The sequence below is a fragment of the Thermosynechococcus sp. genome (genome assembly GCF_046299635.1).
GTDB lineage: Bacteria > Cyanobacteriota > Cyanobacteriia > Thermosynechococcales > Thermosynechococcaceae > Thermosynechococcus.
In genome coordinates this window covers 1-14,105 of record NZ_JBKBHV010000026.1, presented here as the reverse complement: position 1 = coordinate 14,105, position 14,105 = coordinate 1, and the positions used below count along the sequence as shown (strand labels likewise).

The following is a 14,105-nucleotide window of genomic DNA, read 5'->3' as shown; positions in this document are numbered from 1 at the left end:
TCCATGCTTGAGTCCATTGGCCAACGTCTTGGGAATGACACAAGCCGCCTGATTTTACGGCGCTTGGGGGAAGCCCTGATCACGCTGCTATTGGCCTCGGCGTTGAGTTTTGCCATTATGCAGTTGGCGCCGGGGAACTATCTTGACAACCTCAAGGCGGATCCGCAGATTTCCTTGGAACGCTTGCAGGAGTTGGAGCGGCAATTCGGTCTGGATAAGTCTCCCGTTGAGCAATACTTTCACTGGCTATGGCAGATCATTCGCTATGGCAACTTCGGCACCAGTTTTGTCTATCAGCGATCGGTGGCATCCCTATTATGGGAGCGAGTACCGGCTACTCTCCTGCTGTCTTTGAGTTCAATTCTCCTCACATGGGGATTAGCCATCCCCTTGGGAATTTGGGCAGCGGTGACCCAAGATCGGTGGAGCGATCGCCTGCTGCGGGTGGTGAGCTACATTGGCCAAGGGTTCCCCAGTTTTATTACTGCCCTGTTGCTCCTCTTTCTTGCCCAAAGTACCCCCTTGTTTCCCGTCGGCGGCATGACCAGTCTCTTTTACGAGGAGCTGCCGTGGTGGGGCAAAGTCTTGGATATTGGCTGGCACCTGATTTTACCCACTGTCGCCCTCACTCTTACCAGTTTTGCAGGTTTACAACGCCTGATGCGGGGCAATTTACTGGATGTGCTGCGGCAAAACTATATCCAGACGGCACGAGCCAAGGGACTGCCGGAATCACGGGTGATTTATGTCCATGCCCTGCGCAATGCAGTGAACCCCTTAATTACCCTGTTGGGCTTTGAATTTGCCAGCCTCCTCAGCGGCGCTTTTATTGCCGAGTTTTTCTTTAACTGGCCAGGACTGGGGCGGCTCATTTTACAGGCGGTGACTGCCCAAGATATCTATGTTGTGATGGCCAGCTTGATGATGGGGGCAGTGATGCTGATTGTTGGCAATCTGCTGGCGGATTTACTCCTGAAATGGGCTGATCCGCGTATTCAGCATTGATAAAGATATATAGCTTACATAAAAAATAAAATACAAAAATTTATGGAAACTAAGTCACTGTAACCTTGACAATCTATAAGGGCGCAGGATATCCTTAAGCTATTACCTTGCATATGAGGTAACTTAAATATGAACAAAACTAATGAATCTTTAGATACTAAAGTAGCAAAAGCTGCTTTAGCTAGTGCAGCTGGAATTGCAACTACTCTGGTAGGAGAGTCCATTCCAGTGGCGGTTGTAAGTTCTACAGTGCCTGCTTCTGGAATTGCCGGATGGTTAGGCTTCACAACAACTGCCACAACTGTTGTTACTCTGCCGACTGTAGGGGTGTTGGCACTAGCTGCCCTAGTGGGTTACGGTATCTACAAAGGACTTGAAGCAGCTCAAAACAACTAAAGCGTAGAGTCTTCAAGAAAAGATACCAAAAAGACTTGCTAGTTAGTGAGTCAGGGAGAGGCATAATAGCTTTTATCACATAACCTCCCTAGATCAGTTTTTTGTAACAGGGTGGCTACAACAGCAGGCCACCTTAATTTTAATTTTTATTTTTTTAAGTAATCGAGGTTGCTAGGTTGGCGATCGCGCAAAACCCGCGTCAAATTAGCCACAAGCTCTGCCCTAGCAGTAAGAACAGGGAGGAGCAATCCACCCAAGGAGGGGTCATATTGATCCTCGCTCTTACTTCGAGGAATTCGAGGAAGTAGAATCAAACGATATACAATGAACAAAGGAGCAATCTAGGGCAGTGGGTCATGAGTCTCAATGTGGTTCATTTAGTGGGTCGTGTCGGCAGTGATCCAGAGGTGCGCTACTTTGAGTCGGGGAGTGTGAAGTGCCGGTTGACGTTGGCAGTGAATCGCCTGACCAAGGAGGATCAGCCCGATTGGTTTAACTTAGAAATTTGGGGCAAAACGGCTCAGGTGGCTGCCGACTATGTGCGCAAAGGAACGCTTTTGGGAATCAAGGGCAGTTTGAAGTTCGATCGCTGGCAAGACCGCAACACGGGAGCCGATCGCTCGTCGCCGATTATTTTAGTGGAGCGCATGGATATTCTCAGTTCCAAGCGGGATACGGATCCGAGTGCGGTTCCGGCAGGCTATGTGCCAGAAATGTAGGGGCACAATCAGGTTACGGGTGCGTTCCGTAAGGTTGTCCCTATAGCTGCTGCCATGCCCAATCCGGCCCGAGAGTTTTGGCAGTCCATGACCCAGACCGTCACCCAAGCGGTACAGAAGGTACACTCCCGCTTTGATTGGCAACAGGTTGCCCTCAGGGAAAATGCCCGCACGCCTGAACTCTGGGTAGAATTCAAAGGTCAACGCCAAGTCTTTCCCTTGGTGGGCGATCGCTACATTGTGGGTCGGAGTCAGAGTCGTGCCGACATTGTTATTGACGCGGAGATTGTCAGTGGTATCCATGCCCGCCTGAAACGGCTCACCCCCACCGGTGTCTTTCAAATCCAAGACCTAGACTCCACCAACGGCCTCTATCGCCAACGGCAGCGCCTACAGAGCGGTGAGCTGCATCATGGCGATGTCATTACCCTTGGTCCTCCGGAGGTCAAAGGCGCCGTTACCCTTCGCTTCCACAATCCGCCCCCCCTTTGGGTTCAGGTTCTCACCTACGGCATTTGGGGAGTCATCGGCCTCAGTGCCCTTGGAATAGGATTGCTGACCCTAGAAGCCAACAAAGTGGCGGTGCGTCCCTTGCCCCCCCTTGAGCAAGGCCCCATTCTTCTCCTCGATCGCCAAGGGGAGTTGATTAATCCTGTCGAAGATCGCCCCCACCGCGAACTAAAGCGTCTGGCTGACTTTTCCCCCTATCTTGTCCATGGCGTGATTGCCTCAGAAGATGCTCGCTATCACTGGCACTTCGGTGTTGACCCCCTTGGCATGGTGCGGGCAGCCCTCACCAATTTGTTCACCCGCCAAACACGAGAGGGGGCAAGTACCCTATCGCAGCAGTTAGCACGCACCCTCTTTCGTTCCCATGTGGGCATGGATGAGAGCCTCGGCCGCAAGTGGCGAGAAATGGCAGTAGCCCTCAAGTTGGAATGTTTCTACAGCAAAGAGGAGCTGCTTTTGGCCTACCTCAACCGCGTCTATTTGGGTCTAGGCAATCGCGGCTTTGAAGATGCAGCTCAGTTCTACTTCGATAAACCCGCCAAAGACTTGACCCTCAACGAAGCGGCCACACTGGTGGGGATTCTGCCGGCGCCCAACCGCTTTAACCCGGTGCGCGACTACGATGCGGCCGTGGATTATCGCAACCGTGTCATTTTGCGCATGGTGCAGCAGGGCTACATCAGCAAGGAAGAGGGCGATCGCGCCCGCCGCTCCCGCATTGAAATTAGCCCCAAGGCACGGGAATTGCTCACCTCCCAGCGCTTTCCCTACTACACGGATCATGTCTATCAGGAACTGGCTCAACTCCTCGGTGAAAACCTTGCCCAAGAGGGGAACCTGATTGTGGAAACCGGCCTAGACCCCCGCTGGCAAGAACTGGCCGAATCGAGTCTGCGCAATTTCGTAACCACCACCGCCAGCAGCTATGGTGTGAGTCAAGGGGCATTGATTACCCTTCAGCCCAGCAGCGGTTTGATTCTGGCTCTTGTAGGAGGGGTGGATTACCAAAAAAGCCAGTTTAATCGTGCCACCCTTGCCCTGCGCCAACCGGGTTCGACCTTCAAGGTGTTTGTCTATACCGAAGCCCTCTTGCAAGGCCATACGGCCGGGGAAACCTTTTCCTGTGAACCAGTCTTCTGGCAAGGGCAACAATTCGCGGGCTGCCGTGGGGGGGGTGGGGCAATGGATCTGGCCACGGCCTTGGCCCTTTCTGAAAACCCCATTGCTTTACGCCTCGCACAAACCGTGGGCTTACCGGCCACGATTCAATTGGCAAGGAGGATGGGAATTACCACCCCTCTGCAAGCGGTGCCCGGCCTTGTCCTTGGTCAGAGTGAGGTCACTCTTCTTGAAATGAGTGGTGCCTTTGCTGTGCTCGCCAATGAGGGGAAGCGCCTGCTCCCCCATGCCATTCTTGCGGTACGCGACGGCGGCGATTGTAAAAATGCAAACGACTGGCAGACCTGTCGCCTCATCTATGCTGCGAGTGAGGAAATACCCCAACGGGTTCTCGACCCCGCGATCGCCAATGAAATGACCCAACTTCTAACTGGCGTTGTGAGTCGGGGAACCGGTCGCGCCGCTGCCATTGGCCGTTCGGTTGCCGGCAAAACCGGCACCACCAATGATGGTCGTGATCTGTGGTTTATCGGTTATGTGCCCACTGCCGATGTGCTCACCGGCATTTGGCTGGGCAATGATGACAATAGCCCGACCCAAGGCAGTAGTGGTTTGGCTGCCGCCCTCTGGGGTGAGTATATGGGGCGTGCCCTAGAGGCTCTAAATTAGTCTTCTTTGGGGAAAAAGCGCACCGCCTCGGCTGCCACCTTCACGGCCGTACCGACAGGAATATCCACGGCGAGGGGTTGGCGGGCATGGAGTTCTCTGCCGCAGGGCAGTTGAATGCAGTAGCGATACTCACGGCCGAGAAACTGGCGATCGCGAATCACAAAACAGCTTGTCCCCTGCGGATCGGGCTGCAACTGGAGATCCTCTTCCCGAATCATCACTTCCCCTTCTCCCCTAGGCAGCGCTTCTAAAAGGGGAAAGATGCCAACATCGGTGCGCACCTGAGACCCGTCGGCGCAGGCCGGCAAAAAGTTGGCTTGGGTAATAAATCCGGCCACAAACCGTGAGGCCGGCCGGCAATAGATTTCTTCGGGGGTACCCACCTGTTCAATCTTGCCTTGGTACATGACCGCGAGGCGATCCGAGAGACTCAGAGCCTCTTCTTGATCATGGGTGACAAAAATTGCCGTTGTCCCCGTGCCCTTGAGAATTGTGCGCAGTTGTTCCCGCAGTTGCAAGCGCACTTGGGCATCGAGATTGCTCAGGGGTTCATCGAGGAGGATCACCGCCGGTTGCGGGGCGATCGCCCGCGCCAAGGCCACCCGCTGTTGCTGTCCACCTGACAGTTCATGGGGATAGCGCTTTTGCAACCCCTCGAGATGCACTAAGGCCAAAACGGCTGCCACTCGCTCTTGAATTTGTCTTTTGCTCAGGCGTTGTTGTTGCAAACCAAAGGCAACATTCTCGGCCACCCTCAAATGGGGAAACAGGGCAAAGTCCTGAAAGACCATGCCCAAAGACCGCTGCTCAGGGGGCACAAAGACATTTGCCGCCGCCACTGGGCGATCGCCTATCCTAATTTCTCCGGCATCTGGTCTATCCAGACCCGCAATTAGGCGCAGTAGGGTCGTCTTGCCGCAACCCGAAGGCCCTAACAGCCCCAGAATTTCCCCCTCATGGACACAGAGGCTAACATCGCAAATCGCAGCAAAGCGACCAAAGGATTTACGTAAGTGCTCAACCTGAACGGCTGTTTGCAGCGTTGGCATCAGGGAAGGTGTGGTCATGATCACCTAGAAAGTGAACCTTTGCAATCAGGAAAGCGAGGGAGCACCTACTGCATTAAGAACCATTTGCAGTACAGCCCTTGGTTGAAATGGGGGGCAGGTAAAGGAGCCGAAATGCTGAACTGCACTCGCTTTCAAAGGGTCAAGCATATCCCCTCCCCATGAAAAGGGCTGCAATCAGTGCTCCTCATATTCTGGCACAAAAGTTCTCGCTTGTTGCAGAAATTTTGCAATTGCTACGGTTGCTTTCTAGGCTGCCCCCCTCACCTAGCTAGCATTGAGAATTCGCTGCACAATTTGCAGACCCGTCACCGCCTGCCAGCCAAACAGGATCACCAGAAACAGATTCAAGGTCATGTGCAGGGCACGGGCGGCCTCACTGCCCTTTTGCATAAAAGGTGTCAAACTTGCCGAGATGGCAATCAGTGCTGTCATCGTTAGACCCACAATCAAGTGAGGGCCGACAAAGAGCTTGCCATTATTGAGGTAGGTAACCGCCATGCCGCCAATTGCTCCCAAGACCATCAAGGCCAGTAGGAGGGCGCCGACTTGGTGGTGTTTGATATTCACCTTGGCTTGGAGTAGGGCTTTCTTTTCCTCGCCGCTAAGGGAGCGCAGGCGACGGGTTTGCATCCCTAAATACAACGCATAGAGCGTAAGGGCAAACAGAACCCACATCAGTACCGGGTGGGCAAAGGTGATGATGGGCTTAAGAGGCTCAGGAATTGCAATCATTGTGTTGTGAACAGAACTCGGCAGGCAAAAGTTTGCTTCTCATATCCTAATACAGCGGTTTTCTAAAATAGGGGTGCCGCTTGATCGGCATTCCCCCTCTGACCCTCCGCAGGCAAAAGGTTAGACTGAAAGCAGGACATCTCCTTCGGTGTGTCAATCCTTGGGAACACAATTTATGATGAAAACTTTTTGGCAACGTCTCAAATCTGTGACAGCCATTCTGGCAGTGGGGGTACTGATTGCCCATCTTGTTCTGGACAGTGGTGCCGCATGGGCAGCCCGCAGTGGTGGACGGATTGGGGGTGGCTCCTTTAGTCGTCCGGCGCCCACCCGCTCTTATCGTAGCCCCCGCAGTGATTACGGCTATGCCCAGCCGGTTCCAGTCTATGGCGGTGGTTTTGGCTTTCCCTTCCTGATTCCTTTCTTTGGGTTTGCCGGTGGCTTTGGCGGCCTGTTCACAATCCTTATGATCGGCGTCTTGGCCAATGTTCTGATCTCAACTTTCCGCAACGTCCGCAATAGCAGCGATGACTCAGAGATCTACCAAGACAACCCCACCGTCTCGCTGCATACACTGCATGTGGGACTGCTGGCTCAAGCCCGTGAACTTCAAGAGGAACTCAATCAACTGGCGCTCACCGCCGATACCCAAAGTGCCGAAGGTCTGAGTGAGGTACTGCAAGAGGCGACCCTTGCTCTGCTGCGCCATCCCCAATACTGGGTGTATGCCCACGCCAGCAGCCAAGAAACGAAGCTCCTGCAAGCAGAAACTGCCTTTAACCAACTGGTACTGGCAGAGCGCAGCAAACTGAGGGCTGAAACCCTGTCTAACTACCGCCGTGAGATTAAACAGACGGCGATCGCCCCTGTGGTCAGCAATGAGGTGGGTGAATACATTGTTGTAACTTTGGTGGTGGCTGCCACGGGTCGGTTAAAACTACCCGCAGTCAATAACGACCTAGAACTGCGGCAGGCTCTGCAACAATTGGGAGCCATCGGCAGCGATCGCCTGCTGGCGGTTGAGTTGCTCTGGCAACCCCAAGCGATCGGGGATACCCTTACTGCCGATGAGTTGCTGATGGCCTATCCACAACTGAAGCACCTTTAAGCCCCGCGACCCCCTGAGCGGCCAAGTGTACTGCGCCCCGCAATCCCACCTCAGGATTGGTAATCACGGCAACGTACAACTGCTCCATCAGGGGGCGAAACCGTCCTTTGTTGAGAAACCCTTGCAGAAACGTGCCATCGGTCATTTTCGGCAGGATTTTGGGGGCAATCCCCCCGGCAATCAGGACGCCCCCCAAGGGCAAACTTTTCAGGGCCAGATTCCCCGCCTCTGCCCCGTAGGCATCCACAAACATCCGCAGGGCTTCTGCACAGAGGGGATCTCCCTCTAGGCCATATTGACTGACCACGGCGGCGCGATCCTCTGCTGCTGCCATCGCTGCTGCAACGGCTGCTGATTCGCCGGCAAAATTGACACTCTTAAGGTAGTCGTAAATTGCCACCAGCCCCGCCCCGGAAACCACCCGCTCTACGGAGACGCGCTCGTAGGTCTGCCACAGGTAGCGCAGGAGACCGATCTCCTGTTCATTGCGCGCCGGAAAGTCCGTGTGACCCCCCTCAAGGGGCATCACTTGGTAGCGATCGCCCTGCCAAATCAACAGGGCTTCGCCTAAGCCGGTACCCGCTCCCAAGAGGGCTATAGGCGCTTGGGGACGCTGCGGCCGCTCCTGAAGGACAACAAAATCCGTCGGCGGTAACACCAATGCCCCATAGGCCACGGCGGCAAAATCATTCAGCAGCGTCACGCTAGGGATCTGCAACGCCGTCTCTAACTCGGCGCCACTGACCCGCCAGCCCAAATTGGTGACCTGGGCCACTTGGTCAATGACCGGACCCGGAATCCCCAAACAAGCCCGCTGCGGATGGTCAGGACTCTCTTTGAGGAACGTTTGCAGTAGGGTGGTCAAGTCGGGAAAGTCGCGACTCAGGTAGTTAGCGCGGTGGAGCAAACGCCAATCCCTCCCCCCCACGTCCCACAACTCGACGAGAGTTTTGGTGCCGCCAACATCGGCGCCGAGAATAACGGTCATTGGCTGCCTCTTAAGTCCCCCCGTGGGCCAACACTCGCTGCATTACCAGGGCATAGGCATCCTCGATCGCCCCCAAATCCTGGCGAAAACGATCCTTATCGAGAATTCGTTTCTGAGGATCACGTTCATCTTGATTCCAGAGGCGGCAACTGTCGGGGCTAATTTCATCGGCCAAAAGAATCTCCCCCGTCGGTCGGCGCCCAAACTCCAGCTTAAAGTCCACCAGAATGATGCCACACTCGGCAAAAAAGCGACTGAGATGGGTATTGACGGCCAAGGCCATTTCCCTAATCTTTGCCACTTCCTCATCGGTGGCAATCTTCAGCAGGCGCAGGCGATCGCCCGTCAGCAGCGGATCACCCAGATCATCATTTTTAAGGTAAAACTCCACCAAGGGGGGATGGAGTTCTAATCCGAGGGGTAATCCCGTCTGCCGACAGAGACTCCCGGCTGCCCGATTGCGCACCACCACCTCTAAGGGAATGATCTCTACTCGGCGAATGTGCATTTTGTTGGGCGCCACTTGGGCAATAAAATGGTTGGGGAGGCCCTGAGCTGTCAAATACTGAAACAAATGGCTGGCGATCGTACAGTTCATCACTCCCTTGTTTTGGATTGAGCCGCGTTTCTGGGCATTAAAGGCGGTCGCATCATCCTTAAACTCCGCCAGCAGGATGTCGGGATCCGCTGTGGCGTAAATAATCTTTGCCTTGCCTTCGTACAAGGGAGAAAACTGAGTCATAAAAAGAGGTGCGTCTAAAAGCCAGATCTAGCCTAGCAAAGGCAGTCCCCCGATCCACAGTAGCTTGCTATAGGATAATCCCAAGAGCTAAACCCCTCTTTGGCATATTGGCATAGACTGACGGCAGGAGATAGAGAGCGATGCCTCACCTCAGTGATCAACAGGCAGAAAAACTGGCAGAACTTGGTGCCTTCCTCCGCGAAAAGCGATTGGAACTGGGTCTGAGCCTTGAGGAGTTGGCCGCCAAAACTTTAGTGCGCCAGTCACTCCTTGCGGCCATTGAAAACGGCAACCTTGAGGAGTTGCCCGAACCCGTTTATACCCAAGGATTTATTCGCCGCTTTGCCGATGCCCTTGGCCTAGATGGCAAAAGTGTGGCTGCCCACTTTCCAACAGTGGCTGAGCCTGTGAAGCGACCCGATAACTCTAGTATCTCTAGGGGCGGCATGGGTTGGCAATTGCGCCCGATTCACTTGTATTTAATGTACTTTGCCTTAGTGGCAGCGGCAGTGGCTGGATTGGCCTATCTCTTTCGTCCCCAAGCCCAAAGCATTACCGATTTACCCACCCCAGCAGCACCTACGGTGTCTCCCAGTCCCACACCAACACCCGCCGCAGCAGCAACACCGACACCCAGACCCACTGCCCCTGAAACGGTTGAGGTCAAATTGTCCCTTGCCGCTGCCGCGTGGCTAGAGGTGGAAGCCGATGGTCAAGTGGTCTATGCCGGTATTTTGGAGTCGGGCACAGAGCGCAGTTGGCAGGCCAAAGAACGCCTGATTGTGCGTACCGGCAATGCTGGGGCTGTCAAGGTAAGCGTCAATAATAGCCCGCCCCAACCCATGGGTCAACCGGGAGAAGTCACTGAAAAAGAATTTCTAGTGAGTCAGGCCACCTCAGGGCAGACAACCACGTCAACAGCACCTGAGCGTACCGTTTCCAACTAGATTGCCTCGATGGATGCAGCAGCAACCTATCAAGTGGGGGGAAGCTTACCCACCACCTCGGCAGTATATGTTCGTCGCCAGGCGGATGCCGATCTTTTAGCTGCCCTCACCGCCGGTGAGTTTTGCTATGTCCTCAATTCCCGCCAAATGGGCAAATCCAGTTTGCGCGTGCAGGTGATGCAGCAACTGGTGGCAAGGGGGTACCGCTGTGCTGCCCTCGACATTACCAAAATCGGCAGCCAAAATATCCAGTCCGAACAGTGGTACGCCAGCTTTGTCGGTGCCCTGATTCAGGGATTTCGGTTAACCGAGGTGGTCTCGCTGCGCTCTTGGTGGCGCGATCGCCAGCTGGTGTCGCCGATTCAACGCCTCAGTGACTTTGTCGAAACGGTGCTGCTTGCCCACACCCGTGAGCCTCTAGTGATTTTCATTGACGAAGTTGACAGTCTATTGAGTCTGCCCTTTGCCACCGATGACTTTTTTGCGTGGATCCGTGCTTGCTACAACGAACGGGCAGATCACCCGCAATATCAACGCTTAACCTTTGCCCTCTTTGGCGTCGCCACCCCCGATCAACTCATTCAGGACAAGCAGCGCACCCCCTTTAACATTGGTCGTGCCATTGACTTACAGGGATTTACCCTTGCCGAAGCCACCCCTCTGCTCAAGGGCATTGCCCATCTCAGCGATAACCCCGATCACCTCTTGGCAGAGATCCTCCACTGGACAGGCGGTCAACCTTTCTTGACCCAAAAACTCTGTCGCCTCCTGCAACAGCAGGGGTCATTTATGGCGGCATCAACGCTCTCGCGGCAATTAGCCCAGTTTGTCCAAGATCATATCCTCCAAGATTGGGAGCGACAAGATGAACCAGAACACCTGAAAACTATTCGCAATCGCTTGCTGGCCGATGAGCAGCGCAGTGGTCGCCTCTTGGGTCTCTATCAACGCATCTTGGAAACCGATGGCGTTCCCCTCGATGGCAGTAGTGAGCAGCGTGCCCTAGCCTTGACGGGATTGGTGTGCCAGCGCGAAGGGAAATTACAGGTCTTTAACCCCATTTATGCCCAGGTCTTTGATGCTCGGTGGGTTGAGGAACAGTTAGCCCAACTGCGCCCCTACAGTGAGGAATTTCAAGCATGGTTACGCTCCGGCGGCAAGGATAGCTCCCGACTACTGCGGGGACAGGCTCTTGAGGAAGCGTTGCTTTGGGCCAGCGGTAAAAGTCTCAGTGATCTGGATTACCAGTACCTTTCTGCTAGCCAAGAGGCCAACCAAAAGGCGATTCAAGATACCCTGCTTCTTGAGCGCAAAGAAAAAGAAGCCATTAGTGCTGCCAACCAAATTCTAGAGGCGGCTCGCCGCAAAGCCCATCGCTTGACTCAAGGGGCACTGATGGCGCTGGGGATTGTTTCTGTGATTTCTTTGGGGGTAGCCGCGATTTTGGCCAAAACCCACGCGGATTTGCAGGCTACGCAAGCCAGTTTAGCCCTTGAGCAAACCAGTAACGATCTCCTAGAGCAGTTTCAAAGCCAACAGCTGCCGGCTCTTTTAGCAGGAATTCAGGCAGGACGTGACCTGAAGCGATTAGTGGGCGATCGCCCCCTCAGGGAATACCCCACCACCCGCCCCCTCTTTGTCCTCAATTTTTTCTTGGATCGCATCCAAGCCCGCAACCAATGGCAGAGCCAACATCCCCCCCTGATGGCGGCCTTTTTGAGTGCCGATGGTCAGCAGCTCAGCATTAGTGAAAGCGGCCTTGTGGAGTTTTGGCGAGTGAGCGGCGAGCGACTGGCTGCCCAAGCTTTGCAGATCGGCAAGGTCAAGCTGGCGCGGATTAGTCCTAGAGGCGATCGCGTGGGTCTGCTCAACGACAGGGGCGAAATTTCCCTGTGGCGTGTCGGGTCGCAAAAACTGGTCTTTGAGCGGCGTTTGCCGGCCTTGCCCCTCAATAACTTCCGCTTTAGTCCCACAGGGGAGGAGCTGGCTGCCACCACGACCACGGGCAATATCCTACGTTGGAGTATTGAAGGAACATTACTGGCAACCGTGGCCACCCCCAGCCGGCGGATCACCAGCCTGAGTTATGCCCTCAAGGGCGATCGCCTAGCCACCGCCGATGAAGAGGGTTGGATTCGGGTCTGGTCACGGCAGGGGAAACTGCTGCAAGCATGGCAAGTCCAAGGGGATCTGCCTATTCCCCAAACCAGTTTGACGTATCTCAAGAATGGTCAACTGGCCACGGTCGGCCAAGATGGTACCCTCCGCCTCTGGAATGCCAAAGGCCAACAACTCAATCAGTGGCGTGTCAGTGCAGCCCCCGTCTATTTCGTCGGCACCTCTCCGGTGGGGTATCGGCTATTGACCCTGAGCACCGATAACACGCTGCGCCTCTGGCAGCCAACGGGTGAACTGATTGCCGAGTTACGCGGCCATGAACGCCTGATCAATACGGTGAGCTTTAACGCAACGGGGTCAGTCCTCCTCAGCAGCGATCGCGGCGGGCAAATGACGCTGTGGTACCTTGATCAGCAGCGCACAGAGGAGTGGTTTGCCGCTCAAGAGAGCATTTGGACGGTGGCCCTCGATCCCCAAGCTGCCACATTGGTGACGGGGGGCAAAGATGGTCGTGTCAAGTACTGGCGACGGGATGGCACCCTCCTAGCCACAACCCCCGTCCTCGATCCCCAGGGGATCAACCAAGTGCTCTTTAGTCCCAGTGGCCAACGGGTGGCGATCGCCACCAAAGGAGGAAAACTGGTTCTGTGGAACCTCGAGGATCACTCTCGCCAGACGTGGCAACTGGCCGGCAAAGCTCCCCTCTACACCGTTGCCATGGATGCTCAAGGGCGGTACGTGGCCGCAGGCGATGAGAAAGGCAGGATCTATCTTGTTGACCTCCAGCGCCCGCAGAACATCCAAAAACGCAAAACCGAAGGGGAAATTTGGAGCCTCAGCTTTCATCCGCACCTCCCCCTTCTGGCCAGTACGGGGTCTGCCGGCACCATTGAGGTCTGGGATTTGGCGGGCGATCGCCTTGCCTATCGCTTGAATCCTAACCAAGGGTGGCTGGCCGGCATTAAGTTCAGTGCCAATGGCCAATTCTTGGCGGCAGGCGGCGAAAGCGGCTCGGTCTATCTATGGGCCATTCACGGCAAGCGTGCCCCCCGTCCTCCGCGGGTGTTTCGCGCTCACCAGCGGAGTATTGTCAGTCTTGGCCTTAGCCCCGACGGTGAAATAATTGCCACCGCCTCGCCGGATCGCAGTGTGCGGGTTTGGAATCAACGAGGGCAGCTCGTTACGCTCATCGATCGTATTTCCGCCATTCCCTACAGTGTTGATGTCAGTGGCCAAGGGAAACGCTATCTGGCGATCGGTACTGAAGACGATGAAGTTTTAGTGAGTCCACTTGCTAACCTACAACAATTGTTAGCTAGCGCTTGTGACTGGCTCAAAGACTACCGTCAACAACATTCCGCCGTTGTCGAGGCCTGCCCCTAGACACTGGTGAGGGAAGCAAGGGGGTTAGGAACTTCCTCGCTAGTGAATTGCCCCATCAGCACGTACTCCAAGCGTAGTTTCAGCCACTGGATAAATTGCTGATTAGTGGAAATAATCGCTGCGGCAGGCTGTGGACAACGCGCTTTTTGTTCAGCAAACTGGGACTGCTCTAGAAAGGCAGGCTCTGGCACCATCCAAAAATCAATCTCTTTACCCTGCTCCCGATAGTGACGTTGTCGCTCGCGAAACACTTCCTCAAGGGGTTCTTCCTGAGTCAAAAACTTTTTGCTTGCGAGAATGTAATAGTACGTTGCCATAGGGATCTATCAAAACCACAACATATTCTATACAGTCATCAGCTTACCATAGGGGAACCTCTACCTTCATAACTCTCTACTTCTGAAGTTTCTGGTTGGAGCGATCGCTCCACCTAGCCCATGCGTCGCGACTCCCTCTTCTATCAACTCTTTGCCCAGTTGCCCCACACCTTCTTTGACCTCCTTGGCATTGATAGTGCTGAGGGCTATCGCTTTGACTCCATTGAACTCAAAGAAACCGCCTTTCGCATTGATGGCGTCTTTGTACCCCCTGACTCCTCA

13 protein-coding genes are annotated in these 14,105 nt (G+C 54.7%); 8 read left to right on the top strand and 5 right to left on the bottom strand.

Annotation, left to right across the window (positions count from 1 at the left end; translation table 11 throughout):
- Positions 1 to 3 precede the first annotated feature (3 nt).
- From ACK4IR_RS10160 to ACK4IR_RS10145, 4 genes are all read left to right on the top strand, one after another.
- On the top strand, positions 4 to 1,005 hold the full coding sequence (locus ACK4IR_RS10160) for an ABC transporter permease (RefSeq protein WP_409874249.1): 1,002 nt from the start codon (positions 4 to 6) through the stop codon (positions 1,003 to 1,005).
- 129 nt (positions 1,006 to 1,134) lie between these two features.
- Positions 1,135 to 1,401: a hypothetical protein gene (locus ACK4IR_RS10155; protein WP_409874248.1), complete on the top strand. Its 267-nt coding sequence runs from the start codon at positions 1,135 to 1,137 to the stop codon at positions 1,399 to 1,401.
- Positions 1,402 to 1,757: 356 nt separating this feature from the next.
- A complete protein-coding gene (locus ACK4IR_RS10150) occupies positions 1,758 to 2,120 on the top strand; it encodes a single-stranded DNA-binding protein (RefSeq protein ID WP_409874247.1) in 363 nt (120 codons plus the stop codon).
- A 54-nt stretch (positions 2,121 to 2,174) separates the two neighbouring features.
- On the top strand, positions 2,175 to 4,418 hold the full coding sequence (locus ACK4IR_RS10145; RefSeq protein ID WP_409874246.1) for a transglycosylase domain-containing protein: 2,244 nt from the start codon (positions 2,175 to 2,177) through the stop codon (positions 4,416 to 4,418).
- Here the strand turns inward: ACK4IR_RS10145 and ACK4IR_RS10140 are convergent.
- A complete protein-coding gene (locus tag ACK4IR_RS10140; RefSeq protein ID WP_409874245.1) occupies positions 4,415 to 5,485 on the bottom strand; it encodes an ABC transporter ATP-binding protein in 1,071 nt (356 codons plus the stop codon). The genes ACK4IR_RS10145 and ACK4IR_RS10140 overlap by 4 nt on opposite strands.
- A 267-nt stretch (positions 5,486 to 5,752) precedes the next feature.
- Positions 5,753 to 6,220, bottom strand: coding sequence for a DUF4079 domain-containing protein (locus ACK4IR_RS10135; protein ID WP_409874244.1), 468 nt, complete (start codon positions 6,218 to 6,220; stop codon positions 5,753 to 5,755).
- A 175-nt stretch (positions 6,221 to 6,395) separates the two neighbouring features.
- Here ACK4IR_RS10135 and ACK4IR_RS10130 point away from each other — a divergent pair, with 175 nt between their 5' ends.
- Entirely contained in the window at positions 6,396 to 7,328 is a 933-nt protein-coding gene (locus tag ACK4IR_RS10130; protein ID WP_409874243.1) for a DUF1517 domain-containing protein, read from the top strand.
- Here ACK4IR_RS10130 and ACK4IR_RS10125 read toward each other — a convergent pair.
- Together ACK4IR_RS10125 and purC are read right to left on the bottom strand one after the other, a co-directional pair.
- A complete protein-coding gene (locus ACK4IR_RS10125) occupies positions 7,279 to 8,316 on the bottom strand; it encodes a glucokinase (protein WP_409874242.1) in 1,038 nt (345 codons plus the stop codon). The genes ACK4IR_RS10130 and ACK4IR_RS10125 overlap by 50 nt on opposite strands.
- A gap of 10 nt (positions 8,317 to 8,326) precedes the next feature.
- Positions 8,327 to 9,058, bottom strand: a complete 732-nt coding sequence (gene purC, locus ACK4IR_RS10120; protein WP_409874241.1) for a phosphoribosylaminoimidazolesuccinocarboxamide synthase — start codon at positions 9,056 to 9,058, stop codon at positions 8,327 to 8,329.
- Positions 9,059 to 9,198: 140 nt separating this feature from the next.
- On the opposite strand from purC, the gene ACK4IR_RS10115 reads away from it, so the two are divergent.
- Positions 9,199 to 10,005 carry a helix-turn-helix domain-containing protein gene (locus tag ACK4IR_RS10115; RefSeq protein ID WP_409874240.1) on the top strand — a complete coding sequence of 269 codons (807 nt, stop codon included), beginning with the start codon at positions 9,199 to 9,201 and terminating at the stop codon, positions 10,003 to 10,005.
- A gap of 9 nt (positions 10,006 to 10,014) precedes the next feature.
- A complete protein-coding gene (locus tag ACK4IR_RS10110) occupies positions 10,015 to 13,506 on the top strand; it encodes an AAA-like domain-containing protein (protein ID WP_409874239.1) in 3,492 nt (1,163 codons plus the stop codon).
- Here the strand turns inward: ACK4IR_RS10110 and ACK4IR_RS10105 are convergent.
- A complete protein-coding gene (locus tag ACK4IR_RS10105; RefSeq protein ID WP_409874238.1) occupies positions 13,503 to 13,823 on the bottom strand; it encodes an MgPME-cyclase complex family protein in 321 nt (106 codons plus the stop codon). The genes ACK4IR_RS10110 and ACK4IR_RS10105 overlap by 4 nt on opposite strands.
- 120 nt (positions 13,824 to 13,943) lie before the next feature.
- Between ACK4IR_RS10105 and ACK4IR_RS10100 the strand changes: the two genes are divergently transcribed.
- The coding region (locus tag ACK4IR_RS10100) for a DUF2887 domain-containing protein (RefSeq protein ID WP_409874262.1) at positions 13,944 to 14,105 on the top strand (162 nt) is incomplete at its 3' end.